Source organism: Streptomyces sp. NPDC050121 (assembly GCF_044460385.1).
Lineage (GTDB): Bacteria > Actinomycetota > Actinomycetes > Streptomycetales > Streptomycetaceae > Streptomyces > Streptomyces soliscabiei.
Map to the genome: position 1 here is coordinate 152,651 of NZ_JBITJV010000017.1, position 23,282 is coordinate 175,932.

Consider the following 23,282-nt stretch of genomic DNA (forward strand, 5'->3'; position numbering starts at 1 on the left):
CCAATCAAGATCACTTGCCATCGGGTGGTGGGCGCATTGTCAGTGACAGGTGCGAGGATGCCTTCAGTACTGGCCGCTGTGCTCGTGTGGGGTGGGGGAAGTCCGCGCCCGTGCAGAAGGGACCGCTGACGGCGATGCAGATCCGGCTGACCGTCGTAGACCCGCAGGGCCCGCACCCCGAGGCGCGGGGCCGGGCCGCGAGCTGCGACGTGCTGGTCACGGCGCCCGCCGGCACCGCCCTGGCCGCGGTGGCGTCGGCGCTGGCCGCGGCGGTCTCCGGCGAGGGCGCCGCGTCGTCCTCGACCGCGGCCGCAGTCGTGCTGTACGCGGGCGTGGAGCGGCTCGACGCCCAGCGCTGCACGCTCGGCGAGCCCCCGCTGATCGACGGCGCGGTGCTGTCCCTGGGCGCCCCGGCCGACCCCGAACCGCATCCCGAGGTCGACGACGCCCCGGCCCGGCTGCACGTGGTGGCGGGGCCCGACGCGGGCGGGGTCCATCTCCTGCACGGCGGCCAGGTCCGCGTCGGCCGCTCCGCCGACGCCGACGTGCCCCTCGACGACCCGGACGTCTCGCGCCTGCACTGCGCGCTGACGCTCTCGCCCGACGGCCGGCTCACGGTCGCCGACCTCGGCTCCACCAACGGCACCACCCTGGACGGCACGCGCGTACCGTCCCGGCCCGTCCGCCTCGCCCCCGGCGCCCTGCTCCGCATCGGCGAGTCGGCCCTGCGCCTGGCCCCGCCCGGCGGCCCGGGCCCCCGGGTGGCGACGACCCCGGACGGGGAGGGTCATGTCCGGGTGCCGTGCGGGGGGACGGACGCGGAGGCGGCCCGCCACACGCGTGTGCCGGGCGGCAGCGAACCGGCCGGCACGACGGGACCGGCCCCCGCGCGCGTGCCAGGCGGCACCGCGTCGGCCACGAGCGGCCCGGTCGGCCGGGCGGGCCCTTCCGGTCCGACCGGTCACGCCTACGGCACGGTGGACTGGAGCGGCTCGGCCGACGCCCGGGGCGAGCGCCCGCGCGGCTCCGGGGAGACGCCGCTGGTGCCGGACCAGGGCACGGCGCCACGCATCGAGAGCCGGCGCGGCGACGGCACGGCGCGCGCGGCGGACGTCGGCCGCCGGACCCCGCCGGGAGCCGTTCCCCCGGGCGGCACGCCCGCAGCGGGCGGCGCAGCCATGGACGCCTCGGCCACCCACGGCGGCCGCTCCGGCCTCGGCTCGTTCACCACGGCGGACGACGACGTCCGCGGGTCTCACAACTCCCCGGCTTCCCACGCCTCCCACCCCCCGCAGCACCCGTCCGCCGCTTCACCCGCCTCCCCCGCCTCCCCCTACGACGGCCCTGACGACGTCCCCGACACCGACCCGCGGAGCGCCTCCCGCCGCAAAGGCACCCCCCTGCGCGGCACCGACGTGCCCCCTGGCGTGCGCAGACGCGGGGGGCTCTCCGGGTGGGCGCGGCGGCTGGCCGGGGGCCGCGGGGGCGACCAGGAGACGGCCGCCCCGGGGGACCACGACGACGAGCCGGCCGGTATCGAGGCGCAGCCGTCGGCCGCCGCCCCGCCGCCCGCACCCGAGACCTGGCCGGACCCGGCGGCGCTGCTGCTGACCGCGCTGGGCCCGGGCCCCCGCCTGTGGGAGCGCGGCCCGGGCCACCCGGAGGCGCTCACCGTGCGGCTGGGCACCGCCGACCGGCCGGCGCCGGACGGCTCGGGCCTGCTGCCCGCGGTCCCGGTGACGGCGGGGCTGCGCGAGGTCGGCGCGCTCGGTCTGGCCGGGCCGCGCCCGCGGCTGTCCGGGCTGGCACGCGCGGTGCTGGCCCAGCTCGCCGCGCTGCACTCCCCCGACGCCCTGGAAGTCGTCCTGATAAGCGCGGACCGCGCGCGTTCCGAGGAGGAGCGCGTCGCCGAGTGGTCCTGGCTGGGCTGGCTGCCCCAACTGCGGCCCGGGCACGGCCAGAACTGCCGTCTCCTGCTCGCCTACGACCGCGACCAGGCCACGGCCCGCACCGACGAACTCCTGCGCCGCCTTCAGGACCACCTCTCCGACAGCCCGAGCGGCGCGGACAGCGCCACCGCACCGGCGCACGTACCCGCGCCCCGCGGCACCGAACGCCGACCCTCCTGGGCGGTGGCCGACGACACGACGGGCGGCGGCTTCCCCGGCCCGTACACGGTGCTCGTGGTGGACGGCGACCCCGGCGGCGCCGACCTGCGGGAAGCCGTGAGCCGGCTCGCGGTGGCCGGTCCGCGCGCGGGGATCCACGTCGTCTGCCTGGCGGAGACGCCCGCGGCCTCCCCTGCCGCACCGGTGACGCAGATGTACGAGGCGGCCTGCGCGACGGCGCCCACGTTCCGCGCGTGCGGGGCGGTCGCGCTGCTCAGCGGGGACGTGGCGACGGCCCTGCGGCTGCTGCGGGTCGCGCGGGCCGGGGCGGAGACGGAGCGGCCCGGCCCGGTGGGTGCCGGCACGGTCGGCGCGGTGGACGCGGTCTCCCCGGCCTGGGCCGAACGCTTCGCGCGGGCTCTCGCACCGCTGCGAACGGACGGCTCGGGCGGCGGCGAGCGGCACACGCGTGTGTCGGCGCCGCTGCCCCAGTCGGCGCGTCTCCTGGACGAGTTGGGTCTCGCCCGGGCCACGCCGGCCTCCCTGATGGCCCGCTGGGCGGACGCGGCGGACGACTCCGACGCGCTCGGCGGCCGGGTCCGGGCCGTGCTCGGCGCCGGTCCGCGCGGGCCGGTCGGGGTGGACCTGGTCGCCGAGGGCCCCCATCTGCTGATCGAGGGCCCGACCGGCAGCGGGCGTACGGAGTTGCTGCGGGCGGTCGTCGCCTCGCTGGCCGCGGCCGAGCGCCCGGACCGGCTGGGCATCATCCTGCTGGACGGCCGCGACACCGTCGGCAAGGGCAGCGGCGGCCCGGGCGACGGCCTGCAGGTCTGCACGGACGTCCCGCATGTCACCACCCATCTCACCGCCAACGACCCGGTACGGATGCGGGAGTTCGCGCAGTCGCTGAGCGCCGAGCTGAAGCGGCGGGCCGAACTGCTGGGCCGCTCCCACTTCGCGGAGTGGCACACGCACCGCGCGGTCTCCGGCCGCATCGTCCCGCAGCGCACCGCGAACACCCCGCCCCCGGGGACCGGAGCGGGCCACAACGCCACGTCCGGCGCCGCATCGGGCGCCGCCGATTTGGAGGCCCCGCCCAGCACCACCCTCCGGCTGCGCCCGGGAGCGGCCGCCCGGCAACGTACCGAGACGGTGTCCCCGCTGCCCCGTCTGGTGGTCGTGGTCGACGACCTGGACGCCCTCGTCGCCCCCGCTCTCGGCTCCCCGGGCCGGCCCGCCGCCGGCTCCGTCATGCGCGCGCTGGAGGCGGTGGCCCGCGAGGGCGAGCGGCTCGGCGTGCACCTGGTGGCGGCGGCCGGTCCCGGAGGCCGTACGGCGGAGTCGGAACCGGCCCGCATGTCCACCGTTCGGATCACTCTCGACCCGCCGAGTTCCGGCGCGGACGAACCGGCGCCGGGCCGAGGCCGCCTCAAGGGTGCGGACGGCCGACTCACCCCGTTCCAGGGCGGCCGCGTCACGGGCCGTATCCCCCGCACGGCGACGCTGCGCCCCACGGTGGTTCCCCTGGAGTGGCCCCGCATGGGCGACCCTCCGACCCGCAGACCGGTCCGAGAACTGGGCAACGGCCCCACCGACCTGGCCCTGCTGGCCAGCGCCCTGGAGCGGGCGGCACGCCAACTCGGCCAATTCAGCCCGTCCGGCGTGTGAGGAGCGGCGCCCACCGATCACGACGCGGTCACGATCCCCCGCTTGGCAGCGGGGGCGCTCTTGCCGAGGCATGGCACCCGGCGTAGACCAGTGCCCACGGGACAGCGCTCAACGTTCGACGAGGAACGAAGAACGGGGCAGTGATGCGCAGCACCAGCGACGACACCATCCGGACACGCAGGACCGTGAAAGCAGCCGCCACGCTCCTGGCGGGGGCCCTCGCGCTCTCGGCCACGGCGTGCAGCAGCGGCGACGGCAAGAGCAGCGGAAGCGACAGCAGCACCGGAACCAAGGACTCCGGCAGCACTCTCACCCTCCCCAAGCTCGACGGCACCACGCTCGAGGTGGCCGCCGTCTGGACCGGTACCGAGCAGGCGAACTTCAAGAAGGTTCTGGCCGAGTTCGAGAAGCGCACCGGCGCGAAGATCACCTTCGTGCCCGCGCAGGACCCGATCATCAACTTCCTCGGCTCGAAGATCGCGGGCGGCGCCCCGCCGGACGTGGCGATGCTGCCGCAGCCCGGCGCCATCAAGCAGGCCGCCGACAAGGGCTGGGCCAAACCGCTGGGCGCCGAGGCCCAGGCGGAGCTCGCCAAGAACTACTCGCAGGGCTGGCAGGACATCGGCAAGGTGGGCGGCAAGCAGTACGGCGTCTACTACAAGGCCGCGAACAAGTCTCTGATCTGGTACAACGCCAAGGTCTTCGAGAACGCGGGGGCGGCCGAGCCCAAGACGTGGAAGGACCTGCTGGCCACCGCGCAGACGGTGTACGACTCCGGTGTCACGCCGTTCTCGATCGGCGGCGCCGACGGCTGGACGCTCACCGACTGGTTCGAGAACGTCTATCTCTCCCAGGCGGGCCCGGAGAAGTACGACCAGCTCGCCCAGCACAAGATCAAGTGGACGGACCCCTCCGTGAAGGAGGCGCTGACCACGCTCGCCCAGATCTGGGGCAAGAAGGACTGGGTGGCGGGCGGCGCGAAGGGCGCGCTGCAGACCGAGTTCCCGGCCTCGGTGACCCAGACCTTCACCGGCGGCGACCAGCCGAAGGCGGCCATGGTCTACGAGGGTGACTTCGTGCAGGTCAACATCGCCGACACCAAGTCGAAGGTCGGCACGGACGCCAAGGTGTTCCCGTTCCCGACGGTCGGCGCCACCGCGCCCGTGGTCTCCGGCGGCGACGCGGCCGTCATCCTGAAGGACTCCAAGGGCGCCCAGGCGCTGGCCACCTTCCTGGCCTCGCCGGACGCGGCGGAGATCCAGGCCAAGCTCGGCGGCTATCTCTCGCCGAACAAGAGCGTCGACATCTCCGCGTATCCGAACGAGGTGCAGCAGACGATCGCCAAGGCGCTGATCGCGGCCGGCGACGACTTCCGCTTCGACATGTCCGACCAGGCCCCGCAGGCCTTCGGCGGTACGCCCGGCAAGGGCGAGTGGAAGGACCTGCAGGACTTCCTGAAGAACCCGACGAACGTGGCCGGCACCCAGGCGAAACTGGAGTCGGACGCGGCGACGGCGTACGGGAACTGACCCGGCGATGGCGACGCCCGCGGCGGTGGGGGCTCCCGGAGCCCCCACCCCTCCTCGCTCGCGCAAGAGTGTGACCGGCACCCGAAGGACCGTGGCAGCGCTGTTCCTGCTGCCCGCCCTCGTGTTGCTCGGCGCGCTCGTGGTCTACCCGATCGGGTACTCGGTCGTGCGCAGTTTCTACGACCAGTCCGGCGACGGCTTCGCCGGCGTCGACAACTACAAAGCCCTCTTCACCGACGACGGCATCCGCACCGCCCTGAAGAACAACATCATCTGGGTGGTGTTCGCGCCGACGGTCGCCACCGCACTCGGTCTCATCTTCGCGGTGCTGACCGAACGGGTGCGCTGGGGCACGGCGTTCAAGCTGGTCGTCTTCATGCCGATGGCGATCTCCATGCTGGCCGCCGGAATCATCTTCCGGCTGGTCTACGACCAGGACCCGGACAAGGGCGTCGCCAACGCGGTGTGGGTGGGCGTCCACGACACGTTCGCCCAGGCCTCGGCGTTCCCGAAGGCCCACCCGGGACGCGACTCGCCGCTGCGGGCCGACCAGGGCGGCTTCATCACCAGGACGCCCGTCCGGGCCGGCACCCCGGTCGCCCTCCCCCTGGTCGGCGTCGCCCCCGACCAGATGCCCGACGACGCGAAGAAAGCCGTCCGGGCCCAGCCCGAGGACGGCAAGGTCACCGGCACCACCTGGCAGGACTTCACCCGCGGCAAGGGCGTGGGCACGCTCGGCGCGCCCGACCCGTCCGAGGTGGGCTACCCCGGGATGAGGATCGAGGCGGTGAAGGACGGCAAGGTGGTGGCGTCGACGAAGGCCGCCGCCGACGGCACCTTCAGCCTCCCCGCCAAGGCCGACGGCGCTCAACTCCGGCTCCCCGCCGGAAACTTCAAGGAGGCCTACAACGGGCTGGACTGGCTGGGCCCGTCGCTGGTCACTCCGTCGATCATCGGCTCGTACATCTGGATGTGGGCGGGCTTCGCGATGGTGCTGATCGCGGCCGGTCTGGCGGGTGTGCCGCGGGAACTGCTGGAAGCCGCGCGCGTCGACGGCGCCAGCGAGTGGCAGGTGTTCCGCAGGGTCACCGTGCCGCTGCTCGCGCCGGTCCTCGCGGTCGTCACCGTCACCCTGATGATCAACGTGCTGAAGGTGTTCGACCTGGTCTTCATCATCGCCCCGGGCTCCTCGCAGGACGACGCGAACGTGCTCGCCCTGGAGCTGTACCGCAAGGGCTTCTCCGAGGACCAGCCCGGCATCGCCAGCGCGATCGCGGTGTTCCTGCTGCTGCTGGTGATCCCGGTGATGTGGTTCAACGTGCGTCGGCTCAGGCGGGAGGTGCGGCGGTGACGAAGCGGCTCGAATGGGTCATGGAGAAGCTGAACGGCGGGCTGGTCCGCGTCTTCCTCATCGTCGTCGGCCTGTTCTGGCTGGTGCCGACCATCGGGCTGCTGATCTCCTCGCTGCGCGCTCCCGAGGACATGAGCGCCAGCGGCTGGTGGAAGGTGTTCTCCCAGCCCTCCCAGCTCACCTTCGACAGCTATCAGAAGCTCCTGGAGAACAGCGACATCACCAATTCGCTCGTCAACACCGTGCTGATCACGGTGCCGGCGACGGTCCTGGTCGTCGTCATCGGCTCGCTCGCCGGCTACGCGTTCGCGTGGATGGAGTTCCCGGGCCGGGACTGGTGGTTCCTGGGCGTCGTGGGGCTGTTGGTGGTGCCCGTGCAGGTGGCGCTGATCCCGATCGCCGAACTGTTCGGCAAGATCGGCCTGTTCGGGAACATTCTGGGCGTGATCCTGTTCCACGTCGGGTTCGGGCTGCCGTTCGCGGTGTTCCTGCTGCGGAACTTCTTCGCGGAGATCCCCCGTGAACTGCTGGAGGCGGCCCGCCTGGACGGCGCCGGTGAACTGCGGCTGTTCGCGCGGGTCGTGATGCCGCTGGGCGGGCCGGCGATCGCGTCCCTGGGCATCTTCCAGTTCCTGTGGGTGTGGAACGACATGCTGGTGGCGCTGGTGTTCACCAACGCCGACAGCCAGCCGATCACGGTCGCCCTGCAGACGCAGGTGAGGCAGTTCGGCAACAACATCGACGTGCTCGCGCCCGGCGCGTTCATCTCGATGGTGATCCCGCTGGCCGTGTTCTTCGCGTTCCAGCGGCAGTTCGTGTCCGGTGTGATGGCGGGCGCGGTCAAGTAACCCGGGAAAGCGGTCAGGGGCGGGCCGAGCCATCGGCCCGCCCTTCTCCGTTCACCCGCATTCCCCTCACGCCCAATCCTCCGTATGCCGCACGAACCGTAACCGATTCACCCCATTGGCCGTTCCCGGGCAAGGCCCTGCCCCCCGCCCGCGCCGACCCATGGATGTGCCTTGCCCAGGTTCAGTGTCATCGTCCCCGCGTACAGGGTTCAGGCGTATCTGCACGAGTGCCTGGAATCGGTGCTGTCCCAGTCGTACGCCGATCTCGAACTGATCGCCGTCGACGACCGTTCGCCGGACGCCTGCGGCGAGATCATCGACGAGTTCGCGGCCCGCGACACGCGCGTGCGCGTCGTGCACCTGCCGCGGAACGTGGGTCCGGGGCAGGCCCGCAACGCGGGGCTGGCGCAGGCGAGCGGCGACTACCTGCTGTTCCTCGACTCCGACGACACGCTCACCCCGGACGCGCTGCGCACCATCGCCGACCGGCTGAAGGAGACGGGCGAGCCGGACGTCCTGGTCTACGACCACGCGAGCACGTACTGGACGGGCGAGACCGTCCGCAACCCGTTCGCCGACCAGCTCACCGAGGAGGGCCCGGCCCCGTTCCGGCCGGCGGACCGCCCGGGGCTGCTGAACATGCTGATGGTGGCCTGGAACAAGGCCCACCGGCGGGAGTTCATCGAACGCGAGGGCCTCACGTTCCCGCCCGGCGACTACGAGGACACTCCGTGGACGTACCCGGCGCTGCTGGCGGCACGGACCCTGGCGACGCTGGACCGGGTCTGCGTGCACCACCGCCGGCGCCGCCGGGGCAACATCCCGTCCACCACGAGCCGGGGGCACTTCGACGTCTTCGAGCAGTACGACCGGGTCTTCGCGTTCGTCGAGCGGCGACCCGAACTCGCCCAGTGGCGGCCGGTGTTGTTCCACCGCATGGTCGACCACCTGTCGACGGTCTTCACCAGGCGCGACCGGCTCCCGCGCGGCTCGCGCGCCGAGTTCCTGCGCAGGGCGCGCGCCCACTACCGCCGCTACCGCGTCCCGGGCGCCTCGGCCCCTCCCCCGCTCTCGGCTCCGCTCGAGTGGGGGCACCCCCACCGCTCACGGCTGCGCCACACCGTGGTCCACTTCGGCGTACACCGCACCTACCGGCTGTTGCAGATGTCGATGTGCGTGCGCCGGCGTACGCACAAGGCGGCCTCGAAGCTGTTCCGCACCCTGCGGGCGGCCGTTCTGCAGGCCCACTACCGCGTCCGGCTGCGGCTGCCGCTGCGCGCCGACCGGGCCGTGTTCGCCGCGTACGGGGGACGCGGGCACAGCTGCAACCCGGGCGCGCTGGAGGAGGCGTTCCGCACGTTCGCGCCGCAGGTGCGCACGGCGTGGATCGCCCGGCCCGAGCACCAGGGGGCCGTCCCGCCGGGCCCGCGCCAGGTGCGCCCCGGCACGGCCACCTACTGGACGGCGCCGGACGTGGCCCGGCTGCGCGAGTCCCGCGGCATCCCGCGCGACACGGTCGCCGTCCTGTACGCGCCGACCCACCGCGACTACCGCCGCGTCCGGGGTTCCCACCTCGACCTGGAACGCGTGCTGCGCCGTCTGAGCCCGCGTTTCATGGTGCTGTCCCGCGCGCACTACCGGCAGGACGCCCCTGTGGCCCTGCGGGTGGCCGGCGTCGTCGACGTCACCGGCCATCCGAGTGTGGAGGCCCTCTGTCCGGCCTCGGACGCCCTGATCACCGACTACTCGTCCCTGATGTTCGACTACGCCAACCTGGACCGCCCGATCGTGATCCACGCCGATGACTGGGAGGCGTACGAGGCGGCCCGCGGCACCTACTTCGACCTGCGGGCCTTCGCCCCGGGCGCGGTCGCGCGCAGCGAGGACGAGCTGATCGACGTCTTCTCGACCGGCCACTGGCGCGGCTCCCGCTCGGCCCAGCTGCGGGGCGCGTTCCGCGAGCGGTTCTGCGCCCACGACGACGGCCGCGCCGCCGAGCGGGTCGTCCGGCGGATCGTGCTGGGCGAGTCGGAGCTGCCCGCGGTGGTGCCGCTCGCCGAACGCCGCCCGGTGCCGTCGACGGCCCGGTCGACGGCGCAGTCGGCGGCACAGCCGGCGACGTCAGTGCCTTCGGCGCGCACCCCGCTCGCCCCCGTGCCGCAGCCCTCCGCCACCGGCCCCGCCACCGGACCTGTCATCGGCCCTGTCATCGGCCCCGTCGCCGACGGCTGCTGAACGCCGTTCGCGGGCGGCCCGGGGCACATACTTCGACATCACGGCCGAGCCACCGGGACATGTGACGCGCTCCGACGAGGAACTGGCGCAGGTGTTCGCCTCCGGCGCCTGGTCGCGGGCACGGCGGGAAGGCGTCGCAAACGCCTCGGAAACGCCTCGCAAACGCCTCGGGAAGGCGTCAGGATCCGCCGTGCGGCCTAGCCGCCGGGAGCAGAACGCCGCGAGGGGGAAGACGCGAGGAATGCGCCCCACTGCCCGCGTCTTCCGGCCTCCGACGCCGTACCAGTTCTTCGGCACCCTGGTCTGGCTGGCGATGTCGCTCGCGTGCTGGCGGGACCCGCTGGGCCGCGCGGCGGTGGCCGGACCGTTCAACCTGCTGGTGCTGCTGACGGGGATCGGCCGTTTCACGCGCGTGCTGACGGATCGTCGCCGGGCCGCGCTCCTGGGCCTGGGCCTGTTCGGCCTGGCGTTGTTGTGGGGCGGCGACGGGTCCTGGCCGGACGGTGCCGGCGGCCTCGGTCATCCGTCGACCTTGGCCGTCGGGCTGACCTGCTGGGCCTGGGCGTGGACGGGCACGCGCGCGGGGGCGGTGCGCTGTCCGGTCCGGTTCGTCGGTCCGAGCGGCCTGCCGAGCCTGTGGGGGTACGCGTCGGTCGGGGCGCTGTACGCGCTGATCCTGCTGGTGCACCCGATGACGTTCGTCGCGGCGGCGGTCGGGGCGGTGGCGCTCGTCGCCGGGTGGGAACGCGAGCGGCGGGCCGCCGTGGTGAGCCGGTGGGCGCTCACGGCCGCGGTGCCGTCGACGGCGGCGTACTGCAGGCCCTACCTGGACGCGCTCGTCCTGAGGACCGGGATCGCGGGTGCGGATCCGCTGCCCGAGCGGCTGCCGCAAGGGGTGCCCGGACACTTCTGGCTGGTGCTGATCTGTGTGCCCGCGCTGTGGCTGCGGGCGTGGCGGGTGCGGCGGGCGGCGGGACACTGACCGCGTGTCGCGCCGCCCGCCGCTGAGGTCCCGACTGAGAGGCCTGGACTACTCGACGACGAGGTCGACCTCGATGTTGCCGCGGGTGGCGTTGGAGTAAGGGCAGACCTGGTGGGCCTGCTCGACGAGCTTGCGGCCGGTCTCCTCGTCCACGGCGTCGGGCAGCTCCACGCGCAGCGTGACCTTCAGGCCGAAGCCCTCGCCCTGCTTGCCTATGCCGACCTCGGCCGTCACCGCGGCGTCGCTGACGTCGACCTTGGCGGCGCGGCCGACGAGGCCCAGGGCGCTGCCGAAACAGGCGGCGTAACCGGCGGCGAAGAGCTGCTCCGGGTTGGTGCCCTCCCCGTTGCCGCCGAGCTCCGCAGGCATGGCCAGCGCGAGGTCGATCTTGCCGTCGGAGGAGACGGCGCGGCCCTCGCGGCCGTGCGTGGCGGTGGCGACAGCGGTGTAGAGCGCGTCCATGGAAAACCATCCCTCTCAGATCATGTTCCGGCGGCCCGGTCCGGCCGCCCGACGGAGATAAGTAGAGCACACAATTCAATTGGGCACAACTAAATTGCGGGTAAGAGCTACCCTGGGGACATGACCGCCCCCGTCCCCACCCCGCTGCCCGCCGTCGGCCAGGAGAACGCCACGGAGAACTGGCTCCGCCTGGACCGCCAGATCTGTTTCTCCCTGCACGCGGCGTCCCGCGCCTTCAACGGCGTGTACCGCGTGATCCTCAAGGATCTCGGGCTGACCTATCCGCAGTACCTGGTGATGCTGGTCCTGTGGGAGGAGGGCCCGCTGCCCGTCAAGAAGCTGGGCGAACACCTGCGTCTGGACTCCGGCACGCTCTCCCCGCTGCTCAAGCGGCTGGAGACGGCCGGTCTGGTACGACGTGAGCGCAACGCCCGCGACGAGCGCTCGGTGGAGGTGCGGCTCACCGAGGAGGGCACGGCCCTGCGCGAGCAGGCCCTGGGGGTGCCGCGCAGAATCCTCGGCGCCACCGGCCTCGAACTCTCCGAGATCGGCGTCCTGCGCGAGCGCCTGGACCAGCTCACCGTGGCACTCGACGCGGCGGCCGCCCAGGAAACGGAAGAGACACACGAAACCCAGAAGACACCGCAGAACCGATAGCCGGGCGGCCCGGATGACTGACTCGCCGCACGCCGTCAACTGCGCCGTCGGCTGTGTCGTCGGCTCCGCCGTGGGGGACGCGCTGGGCGCGCCCTTCGAGTTCGGACCGGAGGGCGCGTTCTCCGAACGCTTCCCGCCGGCCGGACAGGGCGGCTCCGCCGCGCGCGCCGGCGAGATGTGCGGGGGCGGCGGCTGGGATCCGGGGGAGGCGACCGACGACACGCAGATGGCCGTCCTCGTCGGGGAGTCCCTGCTGGAGCGCGGCGGACTGGACCCGGCCGACGTCTTCCACCGCTTCCGGCGCTGGGCCGCCGCCGACCCCAAGGACATCGGCCTGCAGCGCCTTGCTGAGCCACCGCGCCTCAACACGCCCTGCAGCGCCTCGACCGCTTACAGCGCCTTGATCGCCTCGGCGGTCGCCCGAGCCAGTGCGGCCAGGTACCCCTTGGGCAACTTCGGGCTGCGGATCACCACCGAACGCCAGTACAGCGGACCCGAGATCAGATCGAGCGCCAACTCCTCGTTGAACCCCGCACGGATCTCCCCGCGCTGCTCCGCCGCCGCGACGATCTTCAGGGCGACCCCGTCCTGCCCCTCCTTCAGAGCCTTCTGCATGGCCTCGGCGATGTCGGGATTGCGGGCCGCCTCGGCCTGGAGGTCCGGGATGATCTGCGAGGCCACAGGATGGCGCAGCGCCCGCGAGGTCACCTCGTAGAGCATGCGCAGGTCGCCCTCCAGGCTGCCGGTCTCCGGGGCCGGCAGGCCCTGCACGGCGATGACCGAGACGATGTCGAGGACCAGGTGCAGCTTGGAGCGCCAGCGGCGGTACACCGCGGTCTTGCCCACTCCCGCGCGGCGGGCGATGCCCTCGATGGACATCCGGGCGTAGCCGACGGTCGCGAGCTCCTCGAAGACGGCGGCCCGGATGGCTTCCGTCACCTCCTCGCGGAGCACGGCCGCACCCGCGGGCGCCCGGCGGCGCGGGCGCACCTGGGGTCCTTCGGCGTTCGTCGTGTTCGTCGTCATGGCGACCAGCATAGGGCGTTACGACGATACGGTTGCGTTCCGACGTCAACTCGGCCTACTCTCACGTTGCGACGATACGGTCCCGTCCTGACGTAAGAAAACGTGAAGAGAAACGTAAGAAAACGTCGGACGACTTAAGGAAACGGCGCCCGCAACCCCCCTCCCCCGAGTGAAAGCAGCGGATGTGAGTCAGGTCCTCCACACACCGCCCCAGACACCGGCCTACGGTCCCGGCGAGCTCGCAGCCCTGGCCGAGCGGCATGGCCTGGCGGTCAGCGGCGCCCGCCCTCCCCTGCCGGAGTACATCCGCCAGCTCTGGGCGCGCCGCCACTTCATCACCGCGTTCGCCACCGCCAAGCTCACCGCCCAGTACAGCCAGGCGAAGCTGGGCCAGGTCTGGCAGGTGATGACCCCGCTGCTGAACGCGGCGGTGTACTACTTCATCTTCGGTGTCCTGCTGGACACCAAGAGGAACGTGGCGGACTTCATCCCGTTCCTGGTCACGGGCGTGTTCGTGTTCACGTTCACCCAGAGCTCGATCATGACGGGCACCCGCGCCATCTCCGGCAGCATCGGCCTGGTACGGGCCCTGCACTTCCCCCGGGCCGCGCTGCCGCTCTCGTTCTGTCTGCAGCAGCTCCAGCAGCTGCTGTTCTCGATGGCCGCCCTGGTGCTCATCCTGTTCGCGGTGGGCGTGCCGCCGGCCCTGTCCTGGTTCCTCGTCATCCCGGCGCTGACGCTCCAGTTCGTCTTCAACGCCGGCGTCTCGATGATCATGGCGCGGGCCGGCGCGAAGACGCCGGACATCGCCCAGCTGATGCCGTTCATCCTGCGCACCTGGATGTACATCTCGGGCGTCATGTGGAGCATCGACAACCTGATCGAGAAGCACCACGGCATGCCCACCTGGGTCGGCGACCTGCTGCGGGCCAACCCCGCCGCCGTCTACATCGACCTGATGCGCTTCGCGCTGATCGACAGCTTCCACGCCAGCAAACTGCCGCCCCATGTGTGGCTGATCGCGACCGGCTGGGCGGTGCTCGCCGGCGTCTGTGGCTTCATCTACTTCTGGAAGGCTGAGGAGACGTACGGCCGTGGCTGACATCGCAGACAACGCAACGCGCACCGCACCCGCCGAGCCCGTCGACGAGCGGGCCCCCACCGTCATCGCCGACAGCGTCGACATCGTCTACCGGATCAACGGAACCGGCAGCGGCCGGGGCAGCGCCACCGCCGCCCTCAACCGCATCATGCGCCCCAAGCAGGCCGCGAAGGCCTCGGGCATGCGGATCGTGCACGCCGTCAAGAAGGTCTCCTTCGTCGCCTACAAGGGCGAGGCGGTCGGCCTGATCGGCACCAACGGCTCCGGCAAGTCGACTCTGCTCAAGGGCATCGCGGGCCTGCAGCCGGTGGAGAACGGCAAGATCTACACCGACGGCCAGCCCTCCCTCCTCGGCGTCAACGCGGCCCTGATGGGCGACCTGACCGGCGAGCGCAACGTCTACCTCGGCGGCCTGGCCATGGGCATGACGCCCGAGCAGATCAAGGAGCGCTACCAGGAGATCGTCGACTTCTCCGGCATCAACGAGAAGGGCGACTTCATCTCCCTGCCCATGCGCACCTACTCCTCCGGCATGGGCTCCCGGCTGCGCTTCTCCATCGCCGCCGCCAAGGACCACGACGTGCTGCTCATCGACGAGGCGCTGTCGACCGGTGACGCCCGGTTCCAGGCGCGCTCGGCGGCCCGCATCCAGGAGATGCGCCAGCACGCCGGCACCGTCTTCCTGGTCAGCCACAGCAACGCCGCGATCCGCACCACCTGCGACCGCGTGCTGTGGCTCGAGCGCGGCGAACTGCGCATGGACGGCCCCACGGAAGAGGTCCTGGCCGCCTACGAGGAGTTCACCTCGGGCAAGAAGAAGTAACCCGTACGGTCACGGTCCTCGACACGACTCAAGGGCGCCCCCGATGGTTCGGGAGCGCCCTTGAGTCGTATCCGAGACCGTGCGTCTGAGACCGTGCGTCTGACCTCAGGCGCCCGTGCTCGTGCGCCCGTGCTCGTGCGCCTGAGTTCGTGCGCCTGAGGCCGTGCGCCTGAGGCCGTGCCTACCGGCCTACGAGTGCGTCCGCAGCAGGGTGCGCATCGTCCGCATGGCCACCGACAGGTTGGCCAGGTCGAACGTCTCCGAGCTCTGGATCTCCTCCAGCGTGGTGCGCGCCCGGCCCAGGATCGCCGCGTTCTTCTCCTCCCACGCCTTGAACCGCTGCTCGGGCGTCGAGGCGCCGTTGCCGACGGCCAGGACGTCCGCGGTCAGCGCCGCATGGGCCGCGTACAGGTCCTCGCGGATGGAGGCACGGGCCATGGACTGCCAGCGGTCGGCGCGCGGCAGCTCGATGATGCGGTCCATGAGCTGGGTGATGCGCAGACGGTCGGCGAGGTCGTAGGAGACCTCGGCGACGTCCAGCGGGTCCTTGCCCATGCGGTCGGCCACCGAGACGATGTCCAGCGCCGGGAACGCCGACGAGAACCCGGCCACCCGGGTGGCCAGCTCGTCCGGGACGCCCGCGTCGGTCAGCTCGTCGTAGATCTTCTGCCACCACTCCAGGTCCGCGCCGCGCAGCAGCTTCGTCAGCTGCGCCCACACCTGCTCGACGCGCTCGGCGAAGAAGTCGACGGTCTCGGCGAGCTGCAGCGGCTGCGGCCGGTTGTTCAGCAGCCAGCGCGTGCCGCGCTCGACGAGCCGCCGCGAGTGCAGCCGGATCCGCGTCTGCACGGCCGCCTCGACCTGGTTGTCGAGGGCCTCCACCGCGTCCCACACCGGCGCCGAGCAAAAGATCGCCCGAGCCGCGGTCTGAGCCCGCACGATCTCCTCCAGCGACGCGCCGGTCTCCTCGCGCAGCCGGTGCAGATACGTCGTACCGCCCGTGTTGACCGTGTCGTTGACCAGGACGGTCGTGGTGATCTCGCGGCGCAGCGGGTGGCTGTCGATGCCCTCGGGGAACCGCTCGCGCAGCGCCGTCGGGAAGTACGCGTGCAGCAGCGTGCGCAGGTAGGGGTCCTCGGGCAGCGAGGTGTGCAGCAGCTCGTCCGACACCGTGATCTTCGTGTACGCCAGCAGGACGGCCGTCTCCGGGCTGGTCAGCCCCTGCCCGGCGCCGAGGCGCTCGCGGATCTGCCGGTCCGTGGGCAGGAACTCCAGCGCCCGGTCCAGGTGCTTCTCCCTGACCAGGTGGCGCATGAAGCGCTGCTGGGCGTGGAGCATGTCCTTGGACTGGGCCAGGGCGTTGGCGATCGCCGTGTTCTGCGCGTAGTTGTTGCGCAGGACGAGAGCGCCGACCTCGTCGGTCATCTCCGCGAGCAGCTTGTTGCGCTGCTTGACGGTCATGTCGCCCTCGGCGACCAGGCCGTTGAGCAGGATCTTGATGTTCACCTCGTGGTCGGAGGTGTCCACGCCCGCGCTGTTGTCGATGGCGTCGGTGTTGATCCTGCCGCCGCCGCGGGCGAACTCGATCCGGCCGAGCTGGGTCAGACCCAGGTTGCCGCCCTCGCCGACGACCTTGACGCGCAGGTCGGCGCCGTCCACCCGGATCGGGTCGTTGGCCTTGTCGCCGACGTCCGCGTTCGACTCCGTGGAGGACTTCACGTACGTGCCGATGCCGCCGTTCCACAGCAGGTCCACCGGCGCCCGCAGGATCGCCTTCATCAGGTCGGCCGGGGTCAGCTTGGTGACGCCCGCCTCGATGCCGAGGGCCTCCCGGATGTGCCCGTTCACCGGGATCGCCTTCGCCGACCGCGGGAAGACACCGCCGCCGGTCGACAGCAGGCCGGTGTCGTAGTCGGCCCAGCTGGAGCGGGGCAGCTCGAACAGGCGGCGGCGCTCGGCGTAGGAGGTCGCCGCGACCGGGTTCGGGTCGATGAAGATGTGCCGGTGGTCGAACGCGGCGACCAGACGGATGTGCTCGGACAGCAGCATGCCGTTGCCGAACACGTCGCCGGACATGTCGCCGATGCCGACGACCGTGAAGTCCTCGGCCTGCGTGTCCACGCCCAGCTCCCGGAAGTGCCGCTTCACGGACTCCCAGGCGCCGCGGGCGGTGATGCCCATGCCCTTGTGGTCGTAGCCGGCCGAGCCGCCGGAGGCGAAGGCGTCCCCGAGCCAGAAGTTGTACGACTCGGCGACCTCGTTGGCGATGTCGGAGAACGTCGCCGTGCCCTTGTCGGCGGCGACCACCAGGTAGGTGTCGTCCTCGTCGTGCCGGACGACGTCGGCCGGCGGCACGACCTCCCCGCCGACCATGTTGTCGGTGATGTCGAGCAGCGCCGAGATGAACGTCTTGTAGCTGGCGATGCCCTCGGCGAGCCACGCGTCACGGTCGACGCCCGGGTCGGGCAGCTGCTTGGCGACGAAGCCGCCCTTGGCGCCGACCGGCACGATGACGGTGTTCTTCACCATCTGCGCCTTGACCAGGCCGAGGACCTCGGTGCGGAAGTCCTCCCGCCGGTCCGACCAGCGCAAGCCGCCGCGCGCGACCTTCCCGAACCGCAGGTGCACGCCCTCCACCTGCGGCGAGTACACCCAGATCTCGAACGCCGGCCGCGGCGCGGGCAGGTCCGGGATGGCCTGCGGGTCGAACTTCATCGACACGTAGTCGTGCGGACGGCCGCCCGCGCGCTCCTGGAAGAAGTTCGTGCGCAGCGTCGCCTTGATGACGGTGAGGAAGGACCGCAGGATGCGGTCCTCGTCGAGCGAGGCCACCTGGTCGAGCGCGGCGTCGAGCTCCTCCAGCAGGGCGTCGACGATCTCGAGCCCGGCGCGCTGCCGGTCGGGCGACATCCGCGCCTCGAACAACGACACCAGCAGCCGGGTGGTGTGGACATTGGTCCGGAGGGTGTCCTCCATGTAGTCCTGGCTGAACGTGGACCCGGCCTGACGCAGGTACTTGGCGTACGCGCGCAGGACCATCGCCTGCCGCCAGTTCAGCCCGGCGCCCAGCACCAGCGCGTTGAACCCGTCGTTCTCCGCCTTGCCGGTCCAGGTCGCCGAGAACGCCTCCTGGAACCGCTCGCGCCCGTCGTCGCCGAGGAAGTCACCGCCGGGACCGGCCAGCGACTTGGGGATGCGCAGACCGAAGTCGTAGATCCAGGCGTTGCTGCGGTCCGTGCAGCGCAGCTCGTACGGCCGCTCGTCGATCACCTCGACGCCGAGCCGGCTGAGCACCGGCAGCACCGCCGACAGGGAGATCGCCTCACCCTTGCGGTAGATCTTGAAGCGGCGCATGTCCGGCCCGGCGCCCACCGGCTCGTACAGGCTGAGCGAGAAGTCCCGCTCCTCGGTGAGCTGTTCCAGATGGACCAGGTCGGCGACCGCGGCGCGCGGCGTGTGGTCGGCCTTGTAGCCCTCGGGGAAGGCGTTGTTGTAGCGCCGCAGCAGCTCCGCGGCCCGCTCCTCCCCGCACTCGGCGTTCATCGCCTCGCCGAACGCGTCGGCCCAGGACCGCGCCGCCTCCACCAGCCGCGCCTCGATACGGTCCTTGTCGGCGTCGGACAGCTCGGGCAGCTCGGTGCCCTGCGGGACCCGGACGACGAAGTGCAGCCGGGACAGGATCGACTCGGTGTTCCAGGCGGTGAAGTCGACGCTCGTCCCGCCCAGCTCCTCCTTGAGGATGTCGATGATCCGCAGCCGCACGCCGGTGGTGTAGCGGTCGCGGGGCAGGTAGACCAGCGCGGAGTAGTAGCGCCCGTACTCGTCCTGCCGCAGGTAGAGCCGCAGCCGCCGCCGCTCCTGCAGATACAGCACGCTGGTGACGATGGCCCGCAGCTCGTCCACCGGCGTCTGGAACAGCTCGTCGCGCGGGTAGGTCTCCATGATCTGGACCAGGTCGCGCCCGTCGTGGCTGTCCGGCGAGAACCCGGCGCCCTTCAGCACGTCCGCGACCTTGCGCCGCACGACCGGCACCCGCGTCACGGACTCGGTGTAGGCGGCGGAGGAGAACAGCCCGAGGAAGCGCCGCTCACCGACGACGTTGCCGTCCGCGTCGAACTTCTTCACGCCGACGTAGTCGAGGTAGGAGGGCCGGTGCACGGTGGCCCGGCTGTTCGCCTTGGTCAGCACCAGCAGCTTGTGCTCGCGCGCCTTGGCGCGGGCGTCGGCGGACAGCCGCTCGAAGGAGGGGCTGACCGGGTGGCTCTCGTCGCCGGAGTGGTGCGGGTCGGAGCGCAGGACGCCGAGACCGGTGCCCGGCACGGCGGCGAGGGTGTCGTCCTCGCGCAGCTGGTACTCCCGGTAGCCGAGGAAGGTGAAGTGGTCGGCGGCCAGCCAGCGCAGCAGCTCACGGGCCTCGTCGACGTCGGGCCGCGCCAGGTCGCCGGGAACGGGCTCCTCGGGGAGCTCGTCGGCGACCCGCAGCGCGGTGTCCCGCATCTTCTCCCAGTCCTCGACGGCCTCCCGGACGTCGGACAGGACCCGCAGCAGATCGGCGGTGATCTGCTTCAGGTCGGCGCGGTCGGTCTCCCGGTCGATCTCTACGTGGATCCAGGACTCGACGTGTGCGTCGTGCGGCAGGTCCCCGGCGGCGGGCGGCGCGCCGAGCACCTCGATGAGCCTGCCGGTCACATCCCGCCGCACCGCGATCTGCGGATGGATGACGAGGTGGATCCCCCGTCCCTGCCGGCTCAGCTCATTGGTGACGGAGTCGACGAGGAACGGCATGTCGTCGGTGACGACCTCCACCACGGAGTGACTGCACGTCCACCCGTTCTCCTCGACCGTAGGGGTGTGGACCCTTACGTTGGCCGTCCCCTGCGGCCGGCTCTCGGCCAGCCGGTAGTGCGAGAGTGCGGCTCCGAAGACGTCGACCGGGTCACGGTCGCTGAGGTCCTCCGGGGCGGTGTGCAGGTAGTACCGCTGGAGGAACGCGAGGAGGGCCGCGTGGTCCGGGGTCCCCGGAGTGCCCTCGCTCGTCGTCCCAGTCGGTAGGTGCCCCCCGACCGGGCTGTTCTCAGCGACCCGCGCCGCCCTCTCGAGCAGCTCGGCCTTGGCTTCGTCCAGCTTGGTCTGCATTGTCCTCTGGCTCCTGTCGCGCGCCGTTGCGTGACGTAGAAGGAAGTACGGTCTCTTCCCCTGCGGCTCGACGCCACGACCCGGGGTCTCCGGGCTGCTTCGACGCTATGCCGCAAGGCGAGATGAGCGGGGGGATATCGGCCATGTTCGACACGTCCCCGGCATGTGACGCTGCTCTCTGCCGCGCCTGCTCCCAGGGTGTGTACGGCGTCCAGGGGCCCCATGCGGCCCCGTCCCGCCCGCGCCGACCAGCGTCCACAGCCCGGTCGCGGAGATGGTCCGCACACACCGGGCGCAGGGCAGGGGCGACCACACCCCCGCGAGCTATCGCGCTGATCACGCCACCAAGGCTATCGCTCCTCACGGGGCCCCCGTCATGAGCCGTATGTGTACAAAACAGCGACCAGAAGTTTGACGTTCTGCACAGCACCGGAACACGGAAGACCATGAAAGAGGCGGCCGGGAAGAAACGCCCGAACGCACCCCCTCTTGGCAAGCCCACCCCCAAGAGGCACCTTGCCCATGACACCGCCCGCCCGAGAGGAACCGCCCACCATGACCGCGAAGATCCTCATCGTCACCGGCGACGCAGCGGAATCCCTGGAAGTCCTCTACCCCTACCAGCGCCTGCTCGAAGAGGGCTACGAGGTCCACATCGCCGCCCCCACCCGCAAGAAGCTCCAGTTCGTCGTCCACGACTTCGAACCCGGCTTCGACACCTACACCGAGAAGCCCGGCTACACCTGGCCCGCCGACCTCGCCTTCTCCGAGGTCGACCCCGGCCAGTACGTCGCCGTCGTCATCCCCGGCGGCCGCGCCCCCGAGTACCTCCGCAACGACCCCGAACTCCGCAAGATCCTCAAGTCGTTCTTCGACGCCGACAAACCCGTCGCCCAGATCTGCCACGGCCCCCTGATCACCGCGGCCGCCGACGCCCTCCGCGGCCGCCGCGTCACGGCGTACCCGGCGCTGGAGATCGACATGCAGTCCGCCGGGGCCGTCTTCCAGGACGCCGAGGCAGTGGTCGACGGCACCCTGGTCTCCTCCCGCGCCTGGCCGGACCACTCGGCCTGGATGCGCGAATTCCTGACAGTGCTCCACGCAAAGGCACCGGTGACCTGAGCCCCAGGTGCGGCGCCCTCAGGACGCCGCACCTGGGGCTCATGCCGCCGCAGCCAACTCCCCCGCGACCTCCACCGCCTCGCCCAGCGTGTCCACCACCGGCACCCCGACCCCCTCCAGGCTGGCCCGGCTGTGCGACCCGCCGGTGTACAGCACGGCCCGCGCCCCCACATGCAACGCGGCCACCGCGTCATCCGCGGCGTCCCCGATCACCACCGTGCGCGCCGCCTCGACGCCGGCCAGCGCCTTCAGGTGCCGCACCATGTGCTCGGCCTTGCTGCCCCCGGACGGCCCCGTCCGCCCGTCGACCCGTAGGAAGTGCGGCTCGATCCCGAACCCCCGCACCAGCGGCACAAGCTCCTCGTGCACGTACATGCTCAGCAGCGACTGACTGTGCCCCGCCGACCGCCACCCCGCGAGCAGCTCCACCGCGCCCTCGGTGAGCCCGCACCGCACCCGGTGCTCGGCGTAGTACCGGTGGAACACCGCGTCCATGGCCTCCCACTCGGCGTCGGTGGGCAGTCTTCCCATCAGCCGCTCGTAGAACTTCGGCACCGGCACGCAGTACAGCGCCCGGTAGCGCTCCAGTGTGAGCGGCTCCAGCCCCAGCTCCGCGAACGCCGCGTTCGTCGCCCCGATGATCGCGTCATTGTCGTTGAGCAGCGTCCCGTTCCAGTCCCAGACGATGTGCGCCGCTTCCTGCTGCATCCCCATACCGGAAAACGTACCCGCCGCCACTGACAATCAAGTGACCGAACGAAGCCGGCCGGAGACAGCGGGTTCAGTCCCCCGACCCGACCAGGTTCCAGATCTCCTGCGGGGCGAACCACAGCAGCTCGTGGTCCTCGGCTCCGTCCACGACGAACTGCGCGTCGTCGTCCCCGCCGTCCGCCGCCGCGAGCGCCTGCGCCGCAGCCGTCACGTCGCTCTCCGCCTCCCCGGCGTCCACGTGCACCGCCGCCGCCTTCGACAGCGACACGGCGCCGGTCACCCGCACCTCGCCCAGCGCCGCCGGATCGAGCCCCCGGTCGGGGTCCACGGCGGCCGCGCGGTCGGGCACGTCGACGGCCACGACGACCCGCCGCCGCGGGGCGCCCTGGTCCGCCGCGAGCAGGCGCAGCGAGGCGAGCGCGGCCCTGCCGAGCGCCGCGTACTCCAACTCCTCGATGTCGTCGGAGAGGTACCACTCGCGCAACGCGGGCGTGACGGCGTACGCGACGAGCGGCTCGCGCCCCAGCTCACCCGTCTTGTGCGCCTCGGCGAGACCGGGGAGGGTCAGGGGGACGTACACGCGCATGGCTGGCCGCTCTCTTCGTGGTCGTTGCGTGGTCGCAAGCTCGGTCTCGGCGCCCCGGGAGGGCGGTTCCGCGCCTCCCCGAGCGCCTTCAGGATACGTGCGGCCGTCCTCTTTCGGGTCCCTGCCCACACCCCCGCAGGCGTCGACCCAGCGCCCCGGAATTCACCCGGCCCGCCCCCATGACATCGGGCTTTCCACACCGTCGACCACCCCTGATAGGTGAACCTTCCACCCCCTCGCCCCCGACGCCCCGCTTGCTTGCCGTCACGGACCGCGACCCCGTACAAGATCCGCAACGGAAAGTTACCGCCCGGTAGTCGCCGGGCCCGCCGAACGGGGACACCCATGAACAAGGTCATGACGAGGACGCAAGCACACCCCGGCACCCGCCCTCCCGGCCGCCGCGACACCCGCCGCCCCGCAGGCACCCCACCCCGCACCCCGGGCAACGGCAGTCGCCCACCCCGAGCCCCTGGCACCGGCACCGGCACCGGCACCGGCTCCCCCACCCTCGCGCCCACCGTCGCCGCTCAGACCCCCGGCCGCCCCGCCTCCCAGCCCCGTCCCACCGACCTCTTCGCCGACCGGCTCCTCGCCGTCCTGACCGGCCGACGCCCCGTCCACTTCATGCTCCGCCACACCCTCGGCCACGCCTACGACGACCTGGCGCACCTCGCCGAAACCGGCGCCCTGCGCACCGCCCACGGCGCCCGTCCCGTCGTCCGCGACATCGGCTACTACGTCCCCCGCCCCGGCGCCATCGAGGCCTTCGCCCGCATCGGCGCCGGCGACCGCCTGCGCGCGATGGCCTTCCGCCTGGAACGCGGCACGGACCGCCGCTGGCGCTGCACCGCGGTGGAACTCGACGGCCCCCGCAGGCCCCACCCCCAAGACGACTGAAAGGACAACTGAACGGCCCCCAGAGCCGCTGAACGC

Annotated in this window: 16 protein-coding genes and 1 pseudogene; 12 read left to right on the forward strand and 5 right to left on the reverse strand. The window is 71.9% G+C overall.

The features are described from left to right. Positions 1-134: 134 nt before the first annotated feature. The 6 genes from ACIBTS_RS25680 (at position 135) to ACIBTS_RS25705 (ending at position 10,721) form a co-directional block, all read left to right on the forward strand. A complete protein-coding gene (locus ACIBTS_RS25680) occupies positions 135-3,776 on the forward strand; it encodes an FHA domain-containing protein (protein ID WP_399322476.1) in 3,642 nt (1,213 codons plus the stop codon). A 143-nt stretch (positions 3,777-3,919) separates the two neighbouring features. Beyond that, entirely contained in the window at positions 3,920-5,305 is a 1,386-nt protein-coding gene (locus ACIBTS_RS25685) for an ABC transporter substrate-binding protein (protein WP_399322431.1), read from the forward strand. Positions 5,306-5,312: 7 nt separating this feature from the next. After that, positions 5,313-6,656: a carbohydrate ABC transporter permease gene (locus ACIBTS_RS25690; protein ID WP_399322433.1), complete on the forward strand. Its 1,344-nt coding sequence runs from the start codon at positions 5,313-5,315 to the stop codon at positions 6,654-6,656. A gap of 20 nt (positions 6,657-6,676) precedes the next feature. Next, positions 6,677-7,504: a carbohydrate ABC transporter permease gene (locus ACIBTS_RS25695; RefSeq protein WP_099937252.1), complete on the forward strand. Its 828-nt coding sequence runs from the start codon at positions 6,677-6,679 to the stop codon at positions 7,502-7,504. A 171-nt stretch (positions 7,505-7,675) separates the two neighbouring features. Next, a complete protein-coding gene (locus tag ACIBTS_RS25700; RefSeq protein ID WP_399322435.1) occupies positions 7,676-9,739 on the forward strand; it encodes a CDP-glycerol glycerophosphotransferase family protein in 2,064 nt (687 codons plus the stop codon). A 241-nt stretch (positions 9,740-9,980) separates the two neighbouring features. Then, positions 9,981-10,721 carry a hypothetical protein gene (locus ACIBTS_RS25705; protein WP_399322436.1) on the forward strand — a complete coding sequence of 247 codons (741 nt, stop codon included), beginning with the start codon at positions 9,981-9,983 and terminating at the stop codon, positions 10,719-10,721. 48 nt (positions 10,722-10,769) lie between these two features. Here ACIBTS_RS25705 and ACIBTS_RS25710 read toward each other — a convergent pair whose 3' ends face one another. Next, a complete protein-coding gene (locus ACIBTS_RS25710) occupies positions 10,770-11,183 on the reverse strand; it encodes an organic hydroperoxide resistance protein (protein ID WP_079661896.1) in 414 nt (137 codons plus the stop codon). Positions 11,184-11,303: 120 nt separating this feature from the next. On the opposite strand from ACIBTS_RS25710, the gene ACIBTS_RS25715 reads away from it, so the two are divergent. Together ACIBTS_RS25715 and ACIBTS_RS25720 are read left to right on the forward strand one after the other, a co-directional pair. Then, positions 11,304-11,840, forward strand: a complete 537-nt coding sequence (locus tag ACIBTS_RS25715) for a MarR family winged helix-turn-helix transcriptional regulator (protein ID WP_399322437.1) — start codon at positions 11,304-11,306, stop codon at positions 11,838-11,840. Positions 11,841-11,853: 13 nt separating this feature from the next. Next, positions 11,854-12,180, forward strand: a pseudogene (locus ACIBTS_RS25720) (ADP-ribosylglycohydrolase family protein); the annotation flags it as partial. Positions 12,181-12,230: 50 nt separating this feature from the next. Here the strand turns inward: ACIBTS_RS25720 and ACIBTS_RS25725 are convergent. Next, positions 12,231-12,878, reverse strand: coding sequence for a TetR/AcrR family transcriptional regulator (locus ACIBTS_RS25725; RefSeq protein WP_319674513.1), 648 nt, complete (start codon positions 12,876-12,878; stop codon positions 12,231-12,233). Between the two features lie 172 nt (positions 12,879-13,050). Between ACIBTS_RS25725 and ACIBTS_RS25730 the strand changes: the two genes are divergently transcribed. Then, positions 13,051-13,968, forward strand: coding sequence for an ABC transporter permease (locus ACIBTS_RS25730; protein WP_399322439.1), 918 nt, complete (start codon positions 13,051-13,053; stop codon positions 13,966-13,968). A 1-nt stretch (position 13,969) separates the two neighbouring features. After that, positions 13,970-14,791 (forward strand): ABC transporter ATP-binding protein, encoded by an 822-nt coding sequence (locus ACIBTS_RS25735; protein WP_319674519.1) that lies wholly within the window; start codon positions 13,970-13,972, stop codon positions 14,789-14,791. Between the two features lie 189 nt (positions 14,792-14,980). On the opposite strand, the gene ACIBTS_RS25740 is transcribed toward ACIBTS_RS25735, so the two are convergent. After that, positions 14,981-19,927, reverse strand: a complete 4,947-nt coding sequence (locus tag ACIBTS_RS25740; protein WP_399322441.1) for an NAD-glutamate dehydrogenase — start codon at positions 19,925-19,927, stop codon at positions 14,981-14,983. Between the two features lie 555 nt (positions 19,928-20,482). Here ACIBTS_RS25740 and ACIBTS_RS25745 point away from each other — a divergent pair. Next, positions 20,483-21,049 carry a DJ-1/PfpI family protein gene (locus ACIBTS_RS25745; protein WP_399322443.1) on the forward strand — a complete coding sequence of 189 codons (567 nt, stop codon included), beginning with the start codon at positions 20,483-20,485 and terminating at the stop codon, positions 21,047-21,049. Positions 21,050-21,088: 39 nt separating this feature from the next. Here ACIBTS_RS25745 and ACIBTS_RS25750 read toward each other — a convergent pair whose 3' ends face one another. After that, positions 21,089-21,763, reverse strand: a complete 675-nt coding sequence (locus ACIBTS_RS25750; RefSeq protein ID WP_319674517.1) for an HAD family hydrolase — start codon at positions 21,761-21,763, stop codon at positions 21,089-21,091. A 67-nt stretch (positions 21,764-21,830) separates the two neighbouring features. Then, positions 21,831-22,346, reverse strand: coding sequence for a DUF6912 family protein (locus ACIBTS_RS25755; protein WP_399322444.1), 516 nt, complete (start codon positions 22,344-22,346; stop codon positions 21,831-21,833). A 345-nt stretch (positions 22,347-22,691) separates the two neighbouring features. Between ACIBTS_RS25755 and ACIBTS_RS25760 the strand changes: the two genes are divergently transcribed. Further along, on the forward strand, positions 22,692-23,246 hold the full coding sequence (locus tag ACIBTS_RS25760; RefSeq protein ID WP_399322445.1) for an Rv3235 family protein: 555 nt from the start codon (positions 22,692-22,694) through the stop codon (positions 23,244-23,246). Positions 23,247-23,282: the final 36 nt, after the last annotated feature.